Genomic DNA, 26,521 nt, shown 5'->3' with positions numbered 1-26,521 from the left:
TTTATATGAATAAAAGAATAATTGAAGCGATAACGTTACTGGTATTGATGTTTTCCGGTGTTGGTATTGCGGGGGTAAAAAATATTGCTCATAGAGGGGGATCACAGTTGGCTCCGGAAAATACTCGTTCGGCATTTCTGAATGCTGTAGCGTTATCTGCTGATTATCTCGAACTCGATATTCAATTATCCAGCGATGACTCGATGATGATTATGCATGATAATACTGTTGACCGGACAACGAATGGCACAGGCTTTGTCAGCAACCTTACCTATGCACAGCTTCGGGTGCTTGATGCCGGTTCAAAATTTAGCGCTGCCTTTGCCGGTGAAAAAATTCCGACTTTTTCCGAAGTGTTAGAGATTGCCAAAAATAGTAAAAACAATATTGGTATTGTTGCGGAAATAAAAACCACTAATGCAACGGCTGTGCAAAAGACTGTTGCCATGATTCAGAAGTATGGAATGCAAAGCAGAATGATTGTTTCAAGTTTTGACATCAATCAAATAGCAGCGGTAAAAACATTGGATTCGACTATCAATGTGCAGTTGTTTGCGTCAGCACAAGAAACAATTGTGGATCAAATAAAAAATATTCATGGTGCTTGGATCGGAAGCAATATTGCCACCAAATCCCTTATCGACTATGCACATTCCAAAGGAATATTATTTAACATCTGGACTATCAACGGTGCAAGTCAAATGATATCATTTATTGATATGGGTGTTGACGGTATTACAACCGACGATCCGAAGACATTAAAAGTTGTTAGCGATTCAACGGCACCGAGCGATGTTACTTTGAATACCGCAACGGTGAACCAAACAAAAATAACCATCAGTTGGAATCCGGCAACGGATGCTGAAAGCGGTATTGTTGGATATGAGATCTATCGAGGGACATCATCTGCACCGACGACATTACACGCTTCAGTAGGAGATACGACGCAATTTGTGGATGAGACATTGATGGAAGGAACCAAACTCTACTATAGAGTGAAGGCAAAAAATTTAGCTCAGCTCAAGAGTGCTAACTATAGCAATGAACTATCGGCAACAACCGAAATTGATAATGTAAAACCGGAATTAGCATTTGTGACATCATACGGAGATACCAGCACAGTATATGTGGAGTACAGCGAACGGGTCGATTCAACATCGGCCACCACAAGTGCAAATTACTCTATCGAAAAATCAGTAACGGTATTGAGGGCAGTACTTGGTTTGGATCAAAAAACAATTATGCTTACCACCACGAAACTGAGTGACACATTATACACGATTAACGTAAAAAACGTTAAAGATAAAGCGGCTGCTTCTAATACAATTGTAAGCCGAGATCAAAAATTTATTCACCTGAATTTGCATCCACATGCCGTTGCGTATTACGCGCTGGATAACTTCTCTGTCTCTGGAACCGATGCACTGGTTGTTGATGCATCTACCAATGCCAATAACGGAGCCATGAAGAATGGCGTGGCGTTATCCGAAGGATTTACGGGAAATGGACTTCAATTTGACGGTGTGGATGATTATGTTCAATTCTCTTCTTCTCCCTCTTTTGATATTGGTGCCAATGCGGTCACAGTTTCTTTATGGACAATCTTGAACTATTTGCCGAATGAATTGCCAAGCGGATTTGGTCCGCTGTTTGATTCGGAGACAGATAATTATGTGCTGTATGAAGACAGAGGGAATAATCAATTGCGGTTTAAAGTAACTACCACCGGGGGCGCTGCCCGACCGGGAATTGCTTCTTCCGATCTGAAAAAAGGAGAATGGATACATATTGTAGGAGTGTACGACGGCACGAACGCAATGATATATCTTAATGGTGTATTAAAAGCATCACTGCCATTGAATGGATCGATACAGCCAGGCCAGGCGGCGACGTTGGGGAAAAATGGTTCATCGTACTTTTCAGGAAAAATAGATAATGTCCTTGTTCTCAATAAGGTACTGTCCGGGGCGGAAGTAGCTGAATTGTATAAAATTGCAAAAACCAAAACGTTAACTGCCCGGTTAAACGATGTGGAAACACAATCACCATCATCATTTTTCCTGTCGCAAAATTATCCGAATCCGTTTAACCCGATAACAACTATTTCATTCGGTGTACCATACAGCAGCACAGTCATAATTTCGATCTACGACATTCTTGGGAGAAAAATATCAACGATTGCGGATAATCAATTTTCTCCAGGATTTCACACTGTGCCGTTTAATGGCGTGTCTCTTGCGAGCGGGATGTACTTATATCGCATGACATCACAAGCGTTAAACGGAGATCAACAACAGTATGAAAACACGAAAAAATTAATATTGATGAAATAACACATCTCACCAAATTATGAGAGTGTCGAATAAAACTTCCCGATTATAATCGGGAAGTTTTGTTTTTGCGACGACTCAGATGCTATCTTCACCGGCATCATCCTTTTTTAATTTACATTTCACCTTTGCATTCTCAGCGAAAATCCGGCACATTTACATCATATCCATATAATGGGCCGGACATGAAAAAATATGTTCTTCTTCTCTCTCTTCTCCTCTCGATACATGCAGCAGCACAATTAAAATTCGCACATGTTTCCGATACACATGTCGGCAACTCTACCGGTGCCGAAGATTTACGCAGAACTGTTTCAGATCTGAACAGTTTTACGGACATTTCCTTTGTCATTATCACCGGAGACATTACAGAATCAGGAAAAGATGATGATGTTAGAACGGCCAAACAGATCCTTGACAGTCTTACAATTCCATGGTATATCATTCCGGGCAATCACGATATGAAGTGGTCGGAATCGGGCGGAACATCATTCGGGAAAATTTTTGGAGGAGAGAGATTTGTGTTTGATGCCGGAAAATATTCATTTGTCGGTGTGCATCAAGGACCGCGTATGCGAATGGGGGATGCCTATTGGGCAACGGAGGACGTTCGATGGCTCGATTCGGTGCTTACAGTGCTACAGAAACGCCAACGGAAGGTGATTATCGCTACGCATTATCCGGCTGATTCCGGTATTGCCAATTGGTATCGAGTAACTCAACTTGCAAGAAAATACCATGTGTTGGCATTTCTTAATGGGCATTTCCATCAAAATCTCTTCAAAATATTCGATGATATTCCAAGCGTCATTGGAAGGTCGAATCTTCGTGGAAAAGAACTTTCCGGCGGTTACAACATTGTCGAAATACGAAATGATTCAATGATATATGCGTTGCGCATAACGGGAAAAGAAACAGGTACCCCATGGGTTATTGTTCCGTTAAGGGATACGGATTCTTCGAATGGTATTTTATTTATCGATTCTGTTCAATTGTCGCACCGCCAAAAATATCCCGATGTAAAAGTTAGTTCTATTGTCTCAAATCCATACTCAATGAATGCCCCTCCTGCTGTTTCGGCTGATTTTATTGCGTATGCATTTTATGATGGTTCTGTTTTCATCAATGCACGAAACAGTAAGAAAAAATATTCTCTCAAAACATCCAATCCAATATTGTCCACCCCCGCTCTGGAAAAAACAAAAATTGTCATCAGTTCAACAGACACTACAATTTCGTGTTACGATTTTGTGAAGAATAGAGTGGAGTGGAGAGTGAAAACAAAAAAAGCTGTTGTGGCTCCGCCAATTATTGAAAATGGTATTGTGTATTGCGGAGCGAGTGACAATACATTTCGCGCAATCGATCTAACAACGGGTAAATTATTGTGGAGCTATGACTCACTTCAAGGACATGTAGAATCAAGACCGTTGATTGTAAAAGAGAGGATCATTATCGGAGCGTGGGATGAGCATCTCTATTGTTTGGATAAGAGATCCGGGAAACTATTGTGGAAATGGAAAGGTGGCAGATCAGGTATTTTGTTTTCTCCCGCCGCATGCGAACCAGTATATGCACATGGTAAAGTGTTTATCGTCGCCCCGGATCGTTATATGACTTCGATAGACATTTCAACCGGTGAAACGATCTGGAGAACAGATCAGTTCAAAGTCCGGGAGACGATTGGTATTACTGAAGATGGCGAGCATGTGTATGTTCGCACGATGAATGATTCCGTCTATGCCATTTCAACGCGGGAAAATCATCCGATAGTTCTCTGGGGAACGAATGCAGGATTCGGTTATGACATTAACTCTTCACAGATACGAGAAAAATTTGGAGTAGTTTTTGTAACAACAAAGAATGGAGAACTGATTGCGTTGGATGCAACACAAGGAACAGTTCTGTGGAAATTCAAAGAAGATAATGTCATTGCGCACACTCCGATCCCATTATCCAAGAATACGGTAATGTTCACCAATATAGTTGGCACAATCTGTACTGTTGTTTACAAAACAAAATAAGATGAAAAGTGACCGTTACCTTGAAGATGACGGTCACGTAATAATGTTGAACTTTTATTTGCCATTACTGGAAGCAAAACTTAAATTATAAAGCACATGAAACGAGGTAAGTCCTAATTTCGTGAAAGAATTTAGTCTACTCTTTTTAAAAATGAAAATGTTATGAAAAATATTGCACTTCTATTTTGTGTTCCATTATTATTGCTCACTCAGACGAAAGACTTTAAAGGGGCGGAGTATCGAACAATCGACAAGTTTACGTATGGAAGATTTGAGATCCGCATGAAATCAATGCCTCGGGAAGGAACTTTGGCATCCTTTTTTACCTACAATGACAGTTCAAATACGCCCTGGAATGAGATTGATATCGAAATTCTTGGTCGCTATTCGGATGATATTCAATTTAATCCGATAACTCCGGGACAAGTAAACCATGTGAGTCATTATCAAACGTCATTTGATCCAAGCAAAGACTTTCATACGTATGCTTTCGAATGGACTCCGACGTATGTTGCTTGGTTTGTGGAAGGTGTTGAAGTGCATCGTCAAACCGGTGCACATATTGAAGCGCTGACCTATCCGCAAAAATTGATGATGAATGTCTGGAATCCTCAATATCCCGGATGGGTGGGACAATGGGATGCGAATGTACTACCCGGATTCGCTTACTATGATTGGGTTAGTTATGCTTCATATACTCCGGGAGCGGGAAGTTTTGGTAACGGAAACAATTTTACTCCGAAATGGAAAGATGAATTTGATACGTGGGACAAAACGCGCTGGACAAAAGCAACGCATACATGGAACGGAAACGGGTGTGATATGCTGCCGGACAATGCAGTGATTAGCGATGGAAAATTGACTCTCTGTTTAACAGGCGCAACATATACTGGATACAATGATTTTACCGGTCCATCTGTACGGTATGCAAGAGCAGAAGTTGATGGTGTTCGAATTCGATTTACGGAAGAAATGGATCCTATTTCAGTGGAAGATAGCACGCATTATTATATTGCCGGAATGAGTGTACAGAAAGCGACACTGTTGCCTGACTCGCAGAGTGTTTTTTTAACAGTGGCAAATTATGATACAGCAACAATTTCAAATGTTGTGTTGATAAATATTAAGGATCGTTTTGCTCAAAATATTTCCCCGGTAAAAAATATTCAAACGGTAAAATCGACACCATTAACATTTCCGGTAAAAATTAATTGTGGAGGCCCCGCTGTTGGTGGTTATCTCAATGATCAAGAGTGGAGTGGAAGTGTTGAATATGGAAGGTTGGATGGTTCGCCAAAATCATTCTCTGCATCGTTACCAATCTCCGGAACTTCGGAACCGGCAATCTATCGATCAGAATTAGCCGGTATTGTTGAATATAAAGTGCGTGTACCAAACGGCTCATATACTGTTACGCTTCAAATGGCAGAAAATTATTTTACCTCTGCCGGTCAACGAATATTTGATGTAAGCCTTGAAGGAAAACCTATACTGCAAAAATTCGATCTCTTTGCAACTGCTGGGAAGAACGCAGCATACGAAAAAGTTGTAAATAATGTGGTTGTAAATGATGGTATTCTCGAAATGCATTTTTCCAGCTGGATTGACCTTCCGGTGATTAATGGAATTATTATTTCGAAAACACCGGCAAGTATCAATCAACTGTTCTACGATATTCCGGACGATATTGAATTATCTCAAAATTTTCCCAATCCATTCAATCCCAGCACTGTGATAAATTTTCAAGTTCCAAAGAGTAGTATGATCAATCTCAATGTCTATGATGTTCTTGGCAAGCAAGTGACATCATTGGTGAGTGAAGTGAAAGATGCGGGTCATTATTCCGTTGTATTCGATGGGACAGGCTTATCAAGCGGGATGTACTTTGTTCAATTGCAGAGCGATCACAAAACGGTGATGAAGAAAATGATTTTGATGCGATAATAATTTCACAAGTAGAAAATTTATTACGAAATAATCCCTCCTTAACATCCCTTTTTGGAATAAAAAAATCACTTCGAAAGAAAATTTTTAGTTACCGATGTTACACAAAGCTGAAAATTCTTCTTGTTTCGTCCCTAAAGGGACTCTCAATTTGGGAATCGTAATTTGCTACAAATATTACGCGCCTACGGCGCTTTTTAAAACCAATAAAATCATGAACTTATTCACTTGTTCCGTTGTCCCGGTAGGGACAAGATATTTGTAGAAGATCAAGCAAATCAATTTTCAAGTCCCGTCAGGGACGAAATATTCTTTCATTAATAAAGATGTGCGTAACATCAGTTAGTTATTTCCACACCTCCATTTTGTAGAAACTACAAAACAACTCGCTAAGAATTAGCTTAAATAGAGCAATTTCACCATATTTTTGTTGGCACCTCCATTGTTAGTTTATAGATCAAGCGAGTAAACACTTTCAATGGGGGGGTCAAATGAGCCAATCTGCAGTAACTACCAAAATTTATTCTATTCTGCAAAACGTACCGGTTGATCAATTTGCAGAATCACTCAATAACTACACACACTATCAATCTCACAAGATCACGCCTGATATTCTCGAAATGGTCTGGGACCGTACCGTTGACGGTATGCTGTTAACAGACAGTGACGGGATAATTATTGCCGTGAACGCTGCGTTTTGCTCTTTAGTGAATATGGAAGAAGATGAATTAAAAGGGCTTCCTTTCACGGTGATCTATGATCGCACCGTTGACCGAGCGCAGGTCTTTGAAGAGTATAAAGAGAGAGTTCAACGCAAAAATTTTACGGCCAAGGCGGAAAAAAAGCTTCAGTTTAACTCCGGACAAATTGTATTTGCAGAAGTGTCTACTTCGCTGTTGGTGGACGACGCTCAAGAAGCATTCGTCTTAACGGAGTTCCGAGACATTAGCGAACGAAAACGTTGGGAACAGACGGTACACCAAAATGAAAATCGATACCGGTCGCTGTTCGAAAATTCTGTCCTACCCATGTATGAATCGAATATTGACGGAAAATTGATTAATGCAAACGTTGCGTTGTTGCGCTTGCTCGGGTACGAAACGTTTGATGAACTGCACCATTTAAATCTTGAAAAAGATGTTTATGTGAATCCCGAACAGCGTATGAAGCTGTTTGAAAAACTTCTGGCAAACCCGGATGCTCGGCCGACAGAACTTGAGTTGAAGAAAAAAGATGGTTCTATCATCACCGTTCTTGCACATTCCAGATTATTGCGAGACGAACAGGGTGGCTGCATCGGTTTCGAAGGAATACTGGAGGATATCACCGAACGGACTTTGTTGGAACAACAGATTCTTAAAAATATACAGAAACTGGAAATTGCCCAGGAAGAGTTGACAAAGATTAATACGCAAAAGGATAAAATATTAGCGATTGTATCGCACGACCTTCGTTCGCCCTTCAGTTCCATTCTTGGTTTCTGTGATTTATTGAAAAGCGAATTCCACGTACTCTCCGATAGTGAAAAAATGGAATATATCAATTATATAAACGATGCAGCACTGCAGCAGCTGAATATGGTTAATTCGTTACTTGATTGGTCACGATTGGAAACGGGGAGAATGCAAGTGAAGTTTCAATCGGTAAATCTCGGTACGGTTGCTTCGGAAATTATGATAACCATGCTTGGTCTTGCAAAGAAGAAGAACATCGAGCTCCGTTCATTAATACCGATCGGTACTTTTATGTATGCTGACGAACAGCTGCTTCGCCAATTATTATTAAACCTAGTCGGCAATGCATTGAAATTTACCCCTGCGGGAGGAACAATCTCTATCGATCTTACAGAAGACTCCAATACACAGCTCGTCGTGACTGTTTCCGATACGGGAGTTGGTATGCCGGCAGAAGACCTGGAAAAGATTTTCAAAGTAGAAGAAAAATACACTCGCAAAGGTTTGGAAGGAGAAATAGGAACAGGATTAGGACTGCCGATGTGTTATGAGATTATGAAAAAACATCAGGGATCCATCGAAGCAGAGAGCACGGAGGGAAAAGGGACAACATTCATTCTGACCTTTACAAAACAAGTGCCATCAACCTGTAAAAAAATTATGATTGTTGACGATCAAAAAGGGAACAGACTTATTCTTTCCAGATTTATGAAGCGAATTGCAGAGGATTCAGAAGTAGTTTTTGCTGAATCCGGAACAGAAGCTATAGATCTTATTGAGAAAACAGTTCCGGATCTCATTCTCACTGATTATCACATGCCAATTATGAATGGCCTTGAATTTATCAAAAAAATCCGAAACGATAACCGAACAAAAAATACGCCGGTCATCTTAATATCGGGAGCAGAGGTAGGACAGTTTGTCCAAACCGATCCGATGACGAGCACGCTGCGAAAACCTGTCGCGTTTGAACAACTAAAGGAGGCTATAGAAAAAATACATTTATAATTACTTCGCTTGTTATACCCCCCGCTTCATCTCGCTATAGAGTCCTGCCTTCCCCCGGGCAGGGCTTTTTTTTTGTTGTGTCTCAAAGATACACACTTTGACATTTCTATTGAGCGCTAACCCTGACATTTCTACTAAGCTTTAACAGAGCAGCTTTGAGTCTTGCATTTAGAATACTCTTACTCTATTTTGTTGTTATGACGAACACAACAATGAAAGTTTTTTTACTGACAGTAGGCCTGTTATTTGGCCTGTTCGTGGTATTTCTGTTCACGTCCGATTTTAGTGCTCGGAGCTTCATTTTTGAACAGAGCAATGTTTCGAAAGTCTATTTTGCAGATCATATATCCCCAGCTCATAAAGCGGTGATTGATCTCTTTAACAAGAAACATGCTGGTAAAATAGAAGTTATTCCAGTAAATCTTACATTCAGCAAGTTCAGTACAAATGAAAGGAAGGAACTGCTTGCCCGTTCGCTGCGAAGTAAAAGCGATAGATTGGATGTGTTTTCCGTGGATTATATCTGGACACCACGTTTTGCAAAATGGTGTGAAGATCTTAATCCATATTTTCCGACCGCCGCTCAACAAAATATTATTTCCCCGGCGATGCGATCGTGCGTGGATGATGGACGCTTGGTTGCCATGCCGCTCTATATAGATATTGGCGTGATGTACTATCGCAAAGATATCATTGAAAGATTGCCGAACGCTGATGTGATCAGCAAAAAAATTCAAGGATCAATCAGTTGGAATGAATTGATCGATCTTCGCAACACCTTGCATTATCAAAACAAACCATTCTATGTATTCCAGGCGTACGATTACGAAGGACTGATTTGCAATTATTTTGAAATCATCAATAGTTTAGAACCGACATTCTTCAGCAAAAACACAATTAATTTACGTTCCGATGTTGCAAAACGATCGTTGCAATATCTTGTCGATCTTGTCCATCGTCAACATATCAGTCCTTTAGATGTGACAGAGTTTGATGAAAATAAAAGTTACGAGTATATGCTTGAACACGATGCGGTGTTTGTACGCGGATGGCCAAACTTTGTGGAGAATTTTCGAAAAATATATTTCGACACATCGAAGTTTGTGCATATAGGAAGGGCAGCATTGCCTCATTTTCCGGGGCAACAACCGACATCGGTTTACGGCGGATGGAATCTGATGGTGTCAAAATTTTCCACCAAGAAGGAGGCCGCAATCGAATTCATACGGTTTCTCCAAACCGAAGAATCGCAGAAAATGATGTTCGAAATGGGTGGATATATCCCCGTGAATAAAAAAATATATATCGATTCATCCTATATGAGCAATTATCCGGATTTGGGATATTATAAAGGTCTGGTTGATCGCGGATTTCACCGTCCATTTATCGAAGATTATACTCGTATTTCCGACATCATCTCGTACTATATACATCGAGCGATCAAAAAAGAAATCACCGTGGATGAAGCGCTGGAGAAAGCATCAGTTATGATTGATTCGAAGGCATTGTTGATCAGATGAGACATCACATTTCCAAATTACGTGAAAGCATCGGTCACTACCGTTTTGAAATACGACATTTAACGGTATTATTCATCATTCTGATTTTTTTTCAGATCATCATTTCTTTTGTTCACAAAGTCTCTCTTCAAAAGATTCTTTTTAGCACGCAGGAATGGTATCAACAGGATTCGGCTGAACGCTTGGCCAATTTAACGGCAACATCTATCGAATTGCTTTTGGAGTCCCGTTCAAAGAATGAGAATCTAAAACCGTTTGAAGTCAGCAAGCTTATTCAGGATATCAATATCATCTTAAGCCAGCAGTATCTGCAGCAAAATGTTCAAGAAATTTGCCTTCTTGTCAAAACGGATTCGGCCATCATAGCAATCGACGACGGACATGTTTTATATTCGTACATCTTTCAGGATAAAAAAGTTGATAGTCAAACACCAACAACGCATCATGAAGCCATAGCACTGTATGGCAAAATCGAAAAAGATTTTATTGCAAAAGAACAGGTGCAGACGGTTGTTGCGGACGAACAAACATTTCATATTTTCGTTCCATTTGTTCCTCGTGGTGAACTTGCCGGAGCGATGTACATGAGAAATAAACCGGATTTTACCATTATTACAAACGAAATGATTTCCGCGTACGATGAAACATCCATCACCTATTCGGCGCTGATTTTGTTTGGACTGATTGCCATGTTCTATATTTCCTCCTATACCTTGAAGGAGAGAAACAAGGCGCAAGAATTACTCTTTGAAGAACAGAAAAGGCATCTTGCTGAACAGATTAATATTGAGAACGAGCTCCTCTTTACGAAACGGATCTATCATACGCATCATAAAGCCGAGAAAATTATGGGCTTTATTAAGGAGGATTTGCGTGTATTAACACCGGATAATATTGATGCGATAAAAATGCGGATCAATAAATATGCAAATTTTATTGCCCGGGTGATTTACGATATGAAATGGTACGATCCGCCTGTGCAGACAATTCGAAGCGGAATTTTTAAGACGAACATTAATGAGGTTCTTTCCTTTTTAGTGCGGCATGTGTTTACAAGAATTTCTCTTGGTTCCGATACGAACAAATTTATTCTGAAATTAGATGAAAATGTTCCCCTTGTGAATATCAATGAATTTGTCGTTTGGGAAGTGTTTGAACCGATTATTCAAAATTGTGTTGAACACGCCGGCGCAGATGAAATAGAGGTCACAATAAAAACTGAATTTAATGTCCACACACAACAAACCAAAGTAATGATTATGGACAACGGTTCTGGTATAGAGCAATGGCTGTTGGCAAAGGACGATCGGGGGCAAAAGAAAATTTTCCGGGAGCATACTTCCACGAAACGTACCGGCGGTAAACAACATTCCGGATACGGATGTTATATAGCGTATGAAATTGCTCAACAACGCTGTGGTTGGGAGCTTGATGCAAACAATTTACCCGAACACGGAGCAATTTTCACTTTTACAATTCCGAACACCAAATTATGAGCATAGAAAAACAAATACAAATTCTCCTCATCGAAGATGAAGAATTTGATGTCCGCCGAGTACAGAATACGATCAAGCCATTTTCAAAACGCATTCACATCAAAAAAGTGGTCTCTAACGGAAGATTTGCGCTGGAAATGTTGATGCAGAAAAATGAATCCTATGATGTTGTGATTATGGATTTTCAGATTGCTGGCGGTTTGATGGGAGAGAGCTTGATTCGGGAAATCAAGAAGATCGATCCGTCCATCCAGATCATCGTTATTACCAAGATGACGGTAAATATAGCTGATTTTGAATTTGCTGACAGCCTGATACGCGCCGGCGCATTTTGGTACTGCACAAAATATCCTGGAGACATTGAAGAATACATCTATCAACCGACCGACTTTATTCTGTCTATTATCAATGCATACAATAAAACAGTCTTGGAAACGGAACGTAATAAAACGAACCGAAAGTTATTGTACTCCATTGAAGAACGTCTTTCCCAAAAACGGATCGTGGGTGTTTCTGCCGTAACAGAAAATCTTCGCAACCAAATTCAAAAATGTGCCGAGTCCGATGTGAATGTTCTCATTACCGGATCATCAGGGACCGGAAAAGAACTGGTTGCCAATAATATCCATCTTCGCAGCAAACGCCGATTTGAAAATTTCGTTCCCATCAATTGCGGCAGTATTCCGTCTGAACTTGTGGAGAGCGAATTGTTTGGATACGAAAAAGGTTCGTTTACCGGTGCTGTATCATCCAAACCTGGTTTATTTGAAACAGCAAATCATGGAACAGTTTTTCTTGACGAAGTTTCGGAACTTCCGCTTTCTGCTCAGGTGAAAATGCTTCGAGTGATTCAGGAAGGTGAGATCGAAAAGATTGGTCGAACAGATTCCATTAAAGTTGATGTTCGCATAATTGCAGCATCCAATCAAAACATCGAAAAAGAGGTTGAAGCAAAACGGTTTCGAGAAGATTTGTATTATCGGCTGAATGTCGTTCCGATTCATGTTCCTCCGTTGCGTGAACGAACAGAAGATATTCCGGAATTGGTTGAATATTTCTTCTCGGAATTTTGTGCGGATATGGGAGTGAGTAAACCGGAAATTACAGAAGAAGCAATGCTGCAATTTCAATTCGCTCCATGGAAGGGAAACGTTCGTGAATTAAAAAATGTGATACAGCGGTTGTTGTTTATTAACGAGCCGATTATCACGAAAGAGAGTATGCAGTTTGCTTTAGGAATTTCTCCGAGCGGTAAGAATATCACTTCCTCATCAGCGCTCGATTTTTCATTAATGCAGGAACAGCTTCCGTTGCGGCAAGTAGAACGATTGGTTCGACAAAAATATGTTGAGTATATTCGTTCCAATTCATCATCCGATGCAGAAGCGGCAAAAAAACTTGGTATTGCTCCTCCGAATTATCATCGAATGTGCAAAGAATTGGGAATTAAATAGTGTTATCATCATATTCTCGTATTCATACACGAAAATTCTACAGCCGATTATACACGAAGAGCTTTAATTTTTAAAGCAACAAATCACTATCCAATATCAAATCATTCAATTATTAAGTGTAATTTTATCAAAATTCTGTTTGCTTTTCATATTATACAGAAATGATGAAAACTAATGATTACACCCGCAATTGTAGTTTTCCTTTCAAATGGGTCACAGGACTTATCTTATTCATAATAGAAGACTTATCATTTTAATAATACCTCGCGTAACCACCCTGTGTTTTTTTAAAAATTGTGTGTTTTTCAAATCGCAATTTTTGGCATAAAATGTGCACTAAATTTAAGATAGCGCAAAAAAACCATACAGTTTCGTCCCTTTTTTTGCATATCGAATGGCGTAAGTTCTAGTAATACAAAAAGCAACTTTTTATACATCGATCGACAGATTCTTGTAATTTTTAATCCACTACTCACATTCACAAACAATAAAGGGTTCACATGAAAAAATTTATACTCCCCTTATTTTTACTTGTTGTGTTCAGTGTTTCGTCCTTTGCGGCGGACAGTGCTACATTTCGAGTAAACATGAAGGTACAAAGCAAGCTGAAAAAGTTTGACCCGGCGAAAGACAGCGTTTTTATCCGTGGAAACTTTTACACAGGGACTGGAAACTGGTGGGAAACCAACAAAATGAAGTTAGCAGATGCTGATGGTGATAGCATTTATACTGGTACGTTTGATGTGGGTGTAGTACCGAAAAAAATTACTGCATTTAAATATGTTGTACGAGGTGCATCGTATGGCGGAGATCACTGGGAATACATAGGTGATCGTTCGGATTCCGTTCCGACTACTGGGTACTTAATGCCAGTAAGATGGTTTGATCAAGATAGTACATCTGTTTTTTTCGCCAACAATGTCACATTCCAAGTGAATATGTCTGCACAGATAAAGAAAGGCAGTTTCAATAAAGCAACCGATTCGGTTGTCGTTCGCGGTGAATTTAACGGATGGGGTGGAAAGCAACATGTGTTAGCAGATGCTGATGGCGATAGCCTTTATACGGCAACGTTTAGTATCCCATCGTGGAAATTCCTCAAATATAAATTTGTAAGAATTAGAACCGGTGGTGAAGATTGGGAAAGCAGTTCGGATAGGCTCGTAGAGAATGTAACAGGACCAACAACAGTTCTGCCGGTTGTATTCTTTAATAACTACGATCCAGCACACGGGCAAGTAACATTCCGAGTGAATATGAAAGTCCAAGCTAGATTGAAAAATTTTGATACAGCAAAAGACAGCGTATTCCTCCGTGGTAATTTTTATTCGGGCCCAGGCAACTGGTGGGAAACAAACAGCATGAAATTGTCTGATGCTAATGGTGACAGTATCTATGAAGGAACATTTGATGTTGGCGCAGTACCGAAACGTCTTGGCCAATTCAAATACATTATGCGCGGTGCTACAGCTGCAGGTGATCGTTGGGAAGTTGACAAAGCTGACGGTGTAAACAAAGATCGTACAGACACAATTTCAACAACACCGAAGACATTAGCAGTGGTATGGTTTAACGGTGATAGCACGTCGGTCTATTTTGATAACAATATCACATTCCAAGTTCAGATGCGTGAGCAGATGAAAAAAGGAACATTTGTTAAAACGACCGACTCCGTTGTTGTTCGTGGCGATTTTAACGGATGGGGTGGAAAGACGCACGTACTAGCAGATGCAGATGGTGATAGCATCTACACCGGAACATTTAACATTGCTTCTGCAAAGAAGATCATCTATAAATTCGTGAAGATTGGTGTTGGCGGAGATATGTGGCCGAGCAGCCCGGATCGAGTTGCAGATAACTTAACGGGACCGACAACATTATTACCGGTTGTATTCTTTAATAACTACGATCCATCACATGGACAAGTAACATTCCGAGTGAATATGAAGGTTCAAGCCAAGCTGAAAGTTTTCAGTCCGGCAAAAGACAGTGTATTCCTCCGTGGTAATTTTTATTCAGGCCCAGGCAACTGGTGGGAAACAAACAGCATGAAGTTGTCTGATGCTAATGGTGACAGTATCTATGAAGGAACATTTGATGTTGGCGCAGTACCGAAACGCCTTGGCCAATTCAAATACATTATGCGTGGCGCGACGGCTGGTGGTGATCGTTGGGAAATTGATAAAGCTGATGGCGTAAACAAAGATCGTACAGACACAATTTCAACAACGCCGAAGACATTAGCGGTGGTATGGTTTAACGGTGATAGCACGTCGGTCTATTTTGATAACAATATCACATTCCGTGTGAACATGCGTTCACAATTGAAATTGAATAAGTTTAAGAAAGCAACCGATTCAGTTATCGTACGTGGTGACTTTAACGGATGGGGCGGAAAAACGCACGTCCTAGCGGACGCCGATGGAGATAGCATCTACTCCGGAGTATTTAATGTTCCCTCTGCAAAGAAGATCATCTATAAATACGTAAAAGTTACGCCAGCCGGAGATGTTTGGCCCAGCAGTCCGGATCGTGTTGCGGACAACTTAACTGGACCAACAACAATGCTGCCGTTAGTATGGTTTAATAATGACAGCACGTTAACGGGAATAAATTCGGAAGAATCAATTGTATTAAAATATGAATTGAATCAGAACTATCCGAATCCGTTTAACCCGAGCACCACCATTAAATATTCAATTGAAAACAGCGGTATGGTTAGCTTAAAAGTATTCAATCTTCTTGGACAACAAGTTGCAACGTTGGTAAATCAAGAATTGGAAGCTGGCCATCATACAGCTATCTTCAACGCAACAGGTCTCTCCAGTGGTGTCTACTTCTATAAAATAGAAGCTGGAACATTCTCATCATTGAAAAAAATGGTGATTTTGAAATAAAATGGAAGATCCACCAGAATATTCAATGTTCTGACAATATTATTCAGTAATAAAAAAGGCAGGGTAAATCCTGCCTTTTTTTATTTATGATCGTAAAAATTAATCTGGTATTGTTAAAGATATTAGTGAATAATTTGGTTATCGGAATAATAACTAATTATTATCGTTTTGATAATTTATGGGTAATTATTCATTAGAATTCGGTGAAAATGTTCACTATTGAGTGTTTTGTCTTTGGCACGTTTTGTGCCGTTTTTTACTTGAATGACTGGGCATCCTGAATCGAATATAATTTTTTACAGCTTTTTTGGCTTTCTTATTTTGATAGGATTGGTTTTTTCCCGTTCTATGGATAAAGATGTGAATCATTATTTTTCAACAGGATTATCCACGGGGGGCGGCTCCATTAGTTATTCCATTTTTTTGCTGGCATTGTTTCAGGCGTTGATGATTATGATTCCAAACATTGCAGGCCAATCATTAAGTGCGGGAACAATATTTTTGATCAGCGTTGCTGCAGTGGTGCCAATGCTGTTTGGAAAACAGATGAAATATTTTGCCGAAAAACTTTCGGATTATAATTCACGCACTGCTTCGATGTTTTTAAACAGCATTGGATTAATTTTTTTGTGTTCGGTGCAATTGCTAGTTTTGGTGCAGGTTGCCGATTTTGTTATCATCCAATTTTTTGGTTCTTCTCAATACTCAATGCTTGTGGTGATGATTGTAGCGACTGGTATTTATGTAATGGCTGGCGGACTGAAAGCAGTATTATATGCCAATATCATTACCGGCAGTTTGTCAATCATCAGTCTCTTTTTTGTCATTGCCAACGCAATGTTGTGGAAATACCAATTATTTTTTTCGTTTAGAACTGCATTCCACTCTGGGAGTGATATTTTTCGTGTTTCAGGATTCACGGAAACAAATCTTGTAATCGTGGGAATTGGAATAGTCTTGATGATGTATTGGATGACAGGATTAAGCGTTGGTGAACTTCTTCGGATGGCTCCGGCAGCAAAACAAAATATTTTTTCGAGAAAATTATTCATGTTGGGTGTTGTTGTCTGTCTATTGCTGGTTGGGGTTCTTTTTTTGACTACAACGGGAACAGAATTCGATTCACCAGTAACGGTGAATCTGTTAAATCCTATAGACTATTTTGTTGCTATAGGTTTTCTTGGCGGACTGATGGGAATTTTTGCTATTACGTTTCACATGGCCAGTTCCATCGTTGCCTTACGGTTGTATCCGTCATTAAAGAGTGAAGTTGGAGAAGAAGAGCAAATTCTTGTAGGTCGGCTCTCGACAGTATTTGTTGTTCTCCTATCGATTATTCTTATCTCGTTCGTAAAAATTTCAGGATTTAAAACATTTATCTGGTATAACAATTTTATTGCATTTTTCTTTACCCCAATTACGGCAGCACTGATATCGACAATGATCGTAAAGAAAGGGGCGGCGATCGGATTTATCTTTGGGATGTTGACAGGCGAAACGTATGCTGTTATTGAGTTCATCAGTCAGCAATTTGAAATTCATCCGTCGGTATTACAATCGACAAGTCCATATGCATTTGCGATCGAAATTGCATTTGTGTCATTGTTTGCAGGAATGGTTGCCGCCAAAACAAGCGAAATGGTAATTATTCAAAAAATATTTTCAAGAATAAAGATTTTACGCAGCACAATGTTGTAATGGTTTAATACATTAGTTTACAGTATGCAATCGTAATTCACACAATCCACACAATCTCAATATCAATTCACAGGAGGAAATATTATGCGAAGGGTACAATTTCTACTATTCGGCATAGTTTGCTCGGTCGTTGTTGCTTTCAGTCAAATAACAACTATCGATAATTTTGAAAGACCACGACCAGATACGTTATATCAGACATCGTTGGAAGCTCCTTCAACTATTACGTTTATCGCTGATACGGTTGATAAATTTGAAGGGAAAAGCTCATTAGCGGTGGTAAGCATTCTGGCAGGACATATCCATTCGTATGGAACGTATTCACAAGTTGGTTGGTCACATGCTACAAACACCATTAATTGGGGAACTTCTGATTCACTGAGCGTTTGGATTAAAGTGACAAAAGCTCCAACAATTCCGGAGTTTTTTTCATTCAGACTTCAGGTAACTGATAATGTGGGTGGAGTGAAAGAAACATGGATTTATCAACACAATACTATTCTCGATGCAAAGCACGACTGGGTTAATCTCCGCATTCCGTTGAAAGAAAGAATTTCAGACGGATCAACAGCGCCTGATAGCACCGGTTTTGTTATTTCACCGAGCAACTGGGGTTTTCCAACAAACGACAAAAAATTTAATACCGATAAAATCGGATCATGGTATTTCACACTGCTACCGACATCGCAAGCAGATGATTCCATCGAAGTTAAGTTTGACAAATTCGAACAATTCGGTTCCAAGGCATTACCGGTAACAATATTTAATGGCATGGCGTTCGATGCTGTTGTTAGTGGTGACCCATGGGCATGGGGCCAATCTACCGCAACTATTGCAATCGGCGGCGGTCCCGGCGCAGGCACTGCACAGACCAACGCAGTAAAATGGACACAAGGTGATGAATGGGGCGGCGGATGGACTGGATGGGGTGTTAATCTTACTCCAACAAATATGGCTGGTGCATGGGCAATTGATACACTGCAATTAAAAATGAAATCCGATACCGGTACCGGAAAAATCCGCATTCAATTTGAAGATGGTACTACTGGCGGCAAACGCGGAGTGAATGTCAATCTGACGAACGACAACGCATGGCACACTTATAAATTTGCTTTAAAAGATTTCATTTATCCTCCCGGCGAAGATTCTACAAAAAAAGGCAAATTTGATTCTTCCAAAGTAACAGTGTTTGGTATTATGGCTGAAGCTTCCGGAAAAGTTGGAAAGATTATCTATATCACCGACGTCTGGACGGGGAATCCCGTATTTGATGTTATTCCTCCTGCAGCGCCAACATCGATATCGACGTTACCCGGAACATTTAGCAATCTTGTTTTGTGGGAAGACGTGCCGAATGAACCAAACGCAAAATATTATGTGTATTACAGCGATAAGAAATTTACAAAAGTAGATTCTACCATCAATGATATACCGAAAATATATATTAATGGTGATAAGTCTGCTACACACGTAATGCGTTCACCGGTAACCGACCAGACTGTTTCGTATTACTATGGCGTCAGGGCAAAAGATGCAGCAGGAAATCTTGGACCGGTTGCAGTTACGGCGACAGCTGTAACGAATAAAGCTCAAGGTGTTCCCGTTATTTCCGATGTGCCACCTGCAAATTTTGTTGCCGATGGATCGGTCAGCGAATGGGCATCCATTGCACCAATCCGTTTGAATGCATTTGGTAAAAATGCAGCGGCACACGTTGTGACGAATACAAACATTAAGGATAGTCTTGATCTTAATGTAAAAGTGTATATGGCTGTTGATGCGAATAATCTGTACATCGCATATGATGTTATCGATGATACTGTTTCCGTTGACACTGCTGGTACAACCTATCAACAGGATGCTCCGGATTTAAATATTGGATTATATGACTGGATTGGTCAATTCCATTCTGGATATTCACGTGGAGCAACGCCTGACTATATGCTGCGTTTTTCACAGAATCGTTTGAACGACGATCATTCCGGAAAAATTCTCATGTATCCGGGTGCAAACTATGTGTGGAAGAAAAAAACCTTTACTCCCGGTTATATTGTTGAAGCAAAAATTCCTTTTACAACATTCGCCAGTATTTCTACCGGAGACGTAGTATTTGTACCGAAAAAAGGAATGCGTATCGCGCTCGACTTCTCTATTAATGATCGCGACGGTGGCACAGGCCGCGATGGTATTCTGGCATACTCCGCTAACAACAATGACAATTCGTGGCAAAATATGTCCAACTGGACATATACATGGATAGGTAATGTGTCATTGGGTGTTCGACAGGATGCTGCTTTTGCAAAATCGTATGAATTATCACAGAACTTCCCGAATCCTTTCAACCCGACAACGAGTATTCGTTACAGTCTGCCGCAAGCCGGTTTTGTTACGTTGAAAGTGTACGATGTTCTTGGACGTGAAGTGATGAATGTTGTCAACGAACAACAAAACGAAGGTTCGTACACCGTCAACCTCGATGCATCGAAACTGGCAACAGGTATGTATGTGTATAAACTTGAATCAGGTTCCTTCACATCGGTGAAGAAAATGTTGTTGTTGAAATAAGAAACTGCTGTATAATTGACACTACTGCGGTCACCGGTTAAAAAAACGGTGACCGCGGTTTTTCTGCTGAACGACAATACATTCGGAAGATACTTATCATATAATAAAAGCAGCATCATTAATGCTGTTTTTATCGCATGTCAGTCTATAAGAATACATTGGTGTTCACCAACATAAAAGAAATTATTATGAAAATTTTTCAGAAAACCAAAATTCTGTTCACGGGAATACTTTTTCTTTCATTCCTTCCGATGGTTCTGTTTTCAGGACAGACCGGAAAGATCGTTGGGAAAATCATCGATAAAAAAACAAAGGAACCGATGATCGGTGTTTCTGTCCTCGTTCAAGGAACAAGGTCGGGTGCATCGTCTGATCCCGAAGGAGATTATATTATCGGTAACGTTCTTCCCGGAACATATTCCTTAACGGTATCCAGTCTCGGTTATAAGACCGCCACCATTAAAAATGTTGTGGTGAAGATTGATTTGACCACAACCATCGATATCACGTTGGAAGAATCTGTTATTGTCGGGGAAGAGGTTGTAGTTGTTGCTGAACGTCAGCTGGTACAAAAAGATCTTACTTCAACATCGGTAACGGTGTCGGCGGATGAGATGAAGTTGATGCCGGTGGAAAATCTTTCCCAGGTGATCAATCTGCAAGCCGGTGTGGTTGGCGGACACTTTCGCGGCGGTCGAACAGGCGAGGTTGCTTACCTTGTGGACGGTATTTCTGTCAATAATCCGATGAGTGGTAATGCAGGATTTGTTCCGGAAAATGCTTCTGTCCGTGAAATGGAAGTGATCAGCGGAACATTTAATGCAGAATATGGTCAGGCGATGTCCGGTGTTGTGAATATTGTGACACAGGATGGTTCATCAGATGTTCATGGTTCGCTGGGAGCATATCTCGGTGATTATTTGACCAACCACGCGGATGTATTTGAAAATCTTGATAAGTTGAATTTATTGCGGACAAAAAATTATCAATTCAGTTTAAGCGGACCAACCTATTTGTTGGACAATCTTTCTTTTTTTATGACGGGACGACTTCAGGATGAAGAAGGATATCTGTACGGCAAAAGAGTATATAAAATTACAGACACCTCCCCAACACCTGTTCTTATCGATCCAATTAATCGTGTCACAGCGTATGTCCATCACAATACAGGAGACGGCGCTTATGTATCGATGAATCCATATAAAAAATATTCCTTCAACGGAAAATTTTCGTACTCATTTGAATCCATCAAATTAAGTTACAGCGGATTTTATGAAACAGCTAAATGGAAAGGGTACGACCACAATTACAAATGGGCTCCGGATGGGCTTCAGAATCATTTCAGCGAAAACATGATGCAAAATTTTCAAATTAATCATGTCGTCAGTAACAGCACTTTTCAAGCGCTAAAATTTTCATTAAATAAATTTACTGGAAAAGGATATCTTTATGAAAATCCTTATGACCCGCGATATGTTAATCCGTATCAAGGTGCCGCAATTTCTGACAATACATTCCGTTCCGGCGGGAACCAGGGGGGACGGTATGAAAATAAAAGTCAATCTATCATCGGTCAATGGACGATAGCATCACAGTTGACGAAAGAACATAAAGTTGGTATTGGTGTTGAAGCGCGGCTGCACGATTTGTATAACCACAGTTCTAGCTTGGTGTATGAATCTACCACAACGGATACAATCTATAAGCCAAAATATGCACAGCTTGGTTCCATTGGAAATCAAAGTTACAGTAAACAACCGATTGAATTTTCAGGGTATATACAAGATAAGATGGAATATGGAATCATGATTATCAATGCCGGTCTTCGATTCGACTATTTTGATCCAAATGCAAGCATCCTTGCTGACCTTAAAAATCCGATGCGAAATCATCTTTTTGACTCAGTGTACGGTGTAGCCGGTACCATGACGCCAGCCAAAGAAAAAATTCAAGTTAGTCCTCGTCTTGGTGTTTCCTTCCCGATTACCGATCAGGGTATCATCCACTTTTCGTACGGGCATTTTTTCCAGATTCCTTCCTTTGGCAATCTTTATTCAAACTCTGACTATATCATAGCACCGACGGCGCAATTGCAGAGTATCACTGGTAACCCGGATATCGATGCGCAGAGAACAGTAATGTATGAACTCGGTTTACAACAGGAATTATTTACAAATATTGGTATTGATTTTACAGTCTATTACCGCGACATCCGAAATTTACTCGGAACAGAAATTGTTCAGACTCATGAAGGATTTAAGTACGCACGATATGTGAACCGCGACTATGGCAATGTTCGTGGATTTATTTTCTCCATGGAAAAACGATACGCCGATTTCTATAGCTTGCGTGCGGATTATACTTATCAGATTGCTGAAGGAAATGCTTCTGATCCGTTAACGGTATTTTTCAACAATCAATCCGATCCTCCGCTGGCGACGAATAAGAAAGTAGTGCCGTTGGATTGGGATCAGCGTTCAACGTTGAATATTTCGTTGAATGTCGGCGATCAGGGTGACTGGATGACAGGATTAATTTTTGGCTACGGTGTCGGCTTTCCCTATACGGAAAATATTCGCGTGAGCGGCGGACTTCGTTTTGAAAACGGGGGTATCAAACCATCAACGTACTCATTGGATTTCCGTGCTGAAAAATCATTCTCATTCTTTGATATTCGAGGGAACATTTTCGTGCTTGTCTATAATCTTCTCGATATCAAAAACGAATATAATGTTGATGCTGCCAGCGGACGTGCGAATAGAAACATTTTTCTTGAAGAAGCAGGACCAATTATTGGATTAAATACCATGCAACAATGGCTGAATAATCCGACATCGTTCTCAACGCCTCGCAATGTTCGAGTCGGTGTTAACTTAGACTTTTAATTCACTTAATACGCGACGATTATCGCATGAATGCATCTATGAAAAAAACATCGTTATCAATTCAGATCGGAATCATCTCGCTGCTCGTGGTCGTAACTGCCGCGGCACAAATAACTCCGCAAGTTCAAATGTTCCGTAATGAACCCAAAGGGAATATTCAATACCGCAAAAAAGGAATTTTAGACGGAAATTTGGTTCGTACGATTTATCAAAATTCCGGTGAAGTCTCTGACTGGTTCAACGGTGCGGTTTCCGCTCCTCATGGAGAATGGCCAAAAGGTTCAGGGCATAGAAGTTTGGACGGGCTTGGTTTGTTAATCGGAAGCAAAGTGAAAATTACTGATGTGTTTGGAAAACCGAAAACCATTACTCCGATTGAATCTTCTTACCGCGAAGAAATGGACAAAGATCCGGTGACGGGAGATATTTGGGGAATGGAGCCGGTTCCCGGTTATGTAAATCCTTCTGCCACGAGACCCGGAATCAATATTGACAAATCGACGTTCCCTCCGCAATGGCCACGCTCTATTTTTTACGATGTCTATGGAACGCAGGAAGATTCCATTAGAAAATGGGATGGTTTTTGGTACGGATATTTCGGACGCGGAATCAGCAACGCACAGCTTGAAACGTATTTTGTTATTGATGACTCACCGGATAAAGAGTTTAACGATATCGTTAATGGGTTTTTTCCCATCAAATCAGATTCTGCGCGAGGCGGATTAGGTCTTCGCACAGAAATTCGTGGATTTCAATGGACTCACGTTTTAGCGGAAGATATTATTTTCTGGCACTATGATATTGTGAATATTTCTGACTTTGACTACGATTCTACTGTCTTTGGATTCTATACTGACCCGAGTGTCGGTTCAGTGAATAATGACGCAAAGTTTGACCGCAAATTAGATCTTGCTTATGCATGGGCTCCATCGGGCAAAGGATGGGATGGTATTTATAAAACGGGATATTACGGGCAGGCATTTTTAGAAAGTCCGGGTAACGCAACGAATAGTGTCGACGACGATGCTGATGCAATTAAAACAGATGGAACAACATGGAAAAGCGGCGGAACGTTTAATCCTGCTTTAGTGGATGAACGCCGTGATGATGGAATAGATAATGACGAAGATTGGGTTGGCTTTACCGATGCTAACAAAAATGGAAAATGGGAAATAGACGAGCCGTTAAATGATGATCTCGGTAAAGATGGTGTGGGACCTTATGATAAACAATATAACGGACCCGATGAAGGGGAAGGAGATGGAAAACCAACGATCGGTGAACCTGCTTTTGATAGAACCGATAAAGATGAATCTGACCAGATTGGACTTCAATCAGCATACATCAATATTCTTGGGGACAAAGGTCCAACAAGCGTGTGGCCGAAGAATGATAATATAATGTACGGTGTAATGACCGGAGGATTTGTTGATACCGCCGTTACCAATTCTAATATTTCGATGGTATTTTCCTCTGGAATATTTCCATTAAAAAAGGGACAACGCGAACGTTTTTCTGTGGGTATTCTGTTCGGTGATGATCTGCCAGATCTTATCTTTAATAAAGTGACAGTGCAGGCAATCTATAATGCGAATTATAATTTTGCACAACCTCCGCTGACACCGGAATTGACTGCCATTCCCGGTAATAAAAAGGTCTATCTCTATTGGGATGCCTCTGCTGAAAAATCGTATGATCGATTCTTAAAAAAATTCGATTTTGAAGGTTATCTATTATACCGCAGTTCGGAACCGGAATTCCAGGATCTGAAAGTGGTAACAGATTCCAAAGGACAGGGAAAATTCTGGAAACCGATTATGCAGTGGGATATTATAGACTCCATTAAAGGACCAGATCCGGTTGGAATTAATGGTGCGCATTTCTGGCGTGGAGATGAAACCGGTATTGTCAATTCATATATCGATACCACGGTAGTGAACGGAACCAAATACTATTATGCTCTGGTATCCTACGATCAGGGCTTAGTTCCGGTAAAATTAGATCCATTCAATGGACCATCCGGCGGATTAACGCCATCAGAATGTACCAAAATTGTTTCAGAAGATTTTAACGGCACACTAAAATTTGTGGATCAAAATTGCGCTGTGATCATTCCCAACGCAAATGCCGCAGGATATATACCGGCTTTACTCAATGGAATTACGACACCGCAGCAACATGGCGGTATTGGAACCGGATCGTTGTCAACCGGTATTGTGAATCCTGGTTCTGTGAAAGAAGGAAATACCTATCGAGTTCAATTTGATTCCACCGGCTCATTCCCAAATTACACGACGAAATCATTTAAAGTGTTACGCAAAGCTCAATCGGCGTCAACATTTGATACACTGGTAAAAAATCTTTCTATAAACAGTACTTCCGCCCCAGTTGACGGATTTACTATCAGCATTAAAAATGATGCTACTGTCGTCATCAATGATACGGCAACAGGATTACAGCCTGGCTTTAAGACTAATGCAACCTTGGAAGCGCATCTCGATCGATCATTCTCTGCCGTCAATTTTGCATGGCCGTCCGATTATGAAGTTCGATTCTACCCCGTCGGTTCGAAGCAAGATGCGGGTGCATTCGATGATCCATCTGGTCCATTTATTAAGGATTCGGTAAACTTTACGATAACCAATACAACGTTTGGATACAGATGTAAATTTATGATTCAAGATATGGACGCGAACGCAAAATTCAGCACCGGCGATTCCATACGAATTATCGATGGTTATAAAAGCGATACCGACTTTAAGATTTGCTATACGTTCTCGTACAAATTTGTTCAATGGTGGAATCCACCGGTCGCTCCTGCAGAAGGGGATAAGTTTGTTCTGAAAACAACAAGACCATTTGTCGGCGGAGATTATTTCGAATTTACCTCCCACGCTTCTCGATTGGATAACGCTTCCGCAAAAAATCAGTTGAATAAAATTTCTGTCGTTCCTAATCCATATGTCGTTGCGGCAAAATGGGAGCGTCGTACATTATATCAAAGCGGACGCGGTGACAGAAAGATAGATTTTATCAATCTACCGTCGGAATGTACAATTAAGATCTTTACTGTTGCCGGAGCTCTGGTGAAGACACTTGAAAAACAAGCTTCTGGAACCAACGGATCCGTATCGTGGGATCTTATCTCTGATGATGGAATGGAAGTGGCATATGGTCTGTACATCTATCACGTAAAGGCTCCTAATGTTGGCGAACATATCGGCAAATTTGCTGTGATCAAATAAG

The 26,521-nt window shown here is 40.4% G+C and carries 12 protein-coding genes; all 12 read left to right on the top strand.

The features are described from left to right. The first annotated feature begins 5 nt into the window (after window positions 1-5). Window positions 6-2,333 carry a glycerophosphodiester phosphodiesterase family protein gene (locus WDA22_11540; GenBank protein MFA5834097.1) on the top strand — a complete coding sequence of 776 codons (2,328 nt, stop codon included), beginning with the start codon at window positions 6-8 and terminating at the stop codon, window positions 2,331-2,333. Window positions 2,334-2,515: 182 nt separating this feature from the next. Further along, window positions 2,516-4,354, top strand: coding sequence for a PQQ-binding-like beta-propeller repeat protein (locus tag WDA22_11535; GenBank protein ID MFA5834096.1), 1,839 nt, complete (start codon window positions 2,516-2,518; stop codon window positions 4,352-4,354). Between the two features lie 162 nt (window positions 4,355-4,516). Further along, window positions 4,517-6,298: a family 16 glycosylhydrolase gene (locus tag WDA22_11530; protein MFA5834095.1), complete on the top strand. Its 1,782-nt coding sequence runs from the start codon at window positions 4,517-4,519 to the stop codon at window positions 6,296-6,298. Window positions 6,299-6,789: 491 nt separating this feature from the next. Continuing rightward, complete coding sequence (locus tag WDA22_11525; GenBank protein MFA5834094.1) at window positions 6,790-8,760, top strand: PAS domain S-box protein; 1,971 nt, start codon at window positions 6,790-6,792, stop codon at window positions 8,758-8,760. A 212-nt stretch (window positions 8,761-8,972) separates the two neighbouring features. Then, window positions 8,973-10,280, top strand: a complete 1,308-nt coding sequence (locus WDA22_11520) for an extracellular solute-binding protein (protein MFA5834093.1) — start codon at window positions 8,973-8,975, stop codon at window positions 10,278-10,280. Beyond that, window positions 10,277-11,776, top strand: coding sequence for an ATP-binding protein (locus tag WDA22_11515; GenBank protein ID MFA5834092.1), 1,500 nt, complete (start codon window positions 10,277-10,279; stop codon window positions 11,774-11,776). The genes WDA22_11520 and WDA22_11515 overlap by 4 nt, the downstream gene beginning before the upstream one ends. After that, window positions 11,773-13,230: a sigma-54 dependent transcriptional regulator gene (locus WDA22_11510; GenBank protein MFA5834091.1), complete on the top strand. Its 1,458-nt coding sequence runs from the start codon at window positions 11,773-11,775 to the stop codon at window positions 13,228-13,230. Before WDA22_11515 ends, WDA22_11510 begins: the two co-directional genes overlap by 4 nt. A gap of 500 nt (window positions 13,231-13,730) precedes the next feature. Further along, window positions 13,731-16,127 (top strand): T9SS type A sorting domain-containing protein, encoded by a 2,397-nt coding sequence (locus tag WDA22_11505; GenBank protein ID MFA5834090.1) that lies wholly within the window; start codon window positions 13,731-13,733, stop codon window positions 16,125-16,127. Window positions 16,128-16,475: 348 nt separating this feature from the next. After that, window positions 16,476-17,825, top strand: coding sequence for a hypothetical protein (locus tag WDA22_11500; GenBank protein MFA5834089.1), 1,350 nt, complete (start codon window positions 16,476-16,478; stop codon window positions 17,823-17,825). Between the two features lie 84 nt (window positions 17,826-17,909). Beyond that, complete coding sequence (locus WDA22_11495; GenBank protein MFA5834088.1) at window positions 17,910-20,390, top strand: sugar-binding protein; 2,481 nt, start codon at window positions 17,910-17,912, stop codon at window positions 20,388-20,390. A gap of 188 nt (window positions 20,391-20,578) precedes the next feature. Further along, complete coding sequence (locus WDA22_11490; protein ID MFA5834087.1) at window positions 20,579-23,275, top strand: TonB-dependent receptor; 2,697 nt, start codon at window positions 20,579-20,581, stop codon at window positions 23,273-23,275. 38 nt (window positions 23,276-23,313) lie between these two features. Beyond that, the gene (locus WDA22_11485; GenBank protein MFA5834086.1) at window positions 23,314-26,520 is read left to right on the top strand and encodes a hypothetical protein; all 3,207 of its coding nucleotides are present in this window, start codon (window positions 23,314-23,316) and stop codon (window positions 26,518-26,520) included. The last annotated feature ends 1 nt before the right edge of the window (window position 26,521 follow it).

It is taken from the genome of Bacteroidota bacterium (assembly GCA_041658205.1).
Lineage (GTDB): Bacteria > Bacteroidota > Ignavibacteria > UBA10030 > UBA8401 > UBA8401.
This window is presented reverse-complemented; position numbering and strand designations above follow the sequence as displayed.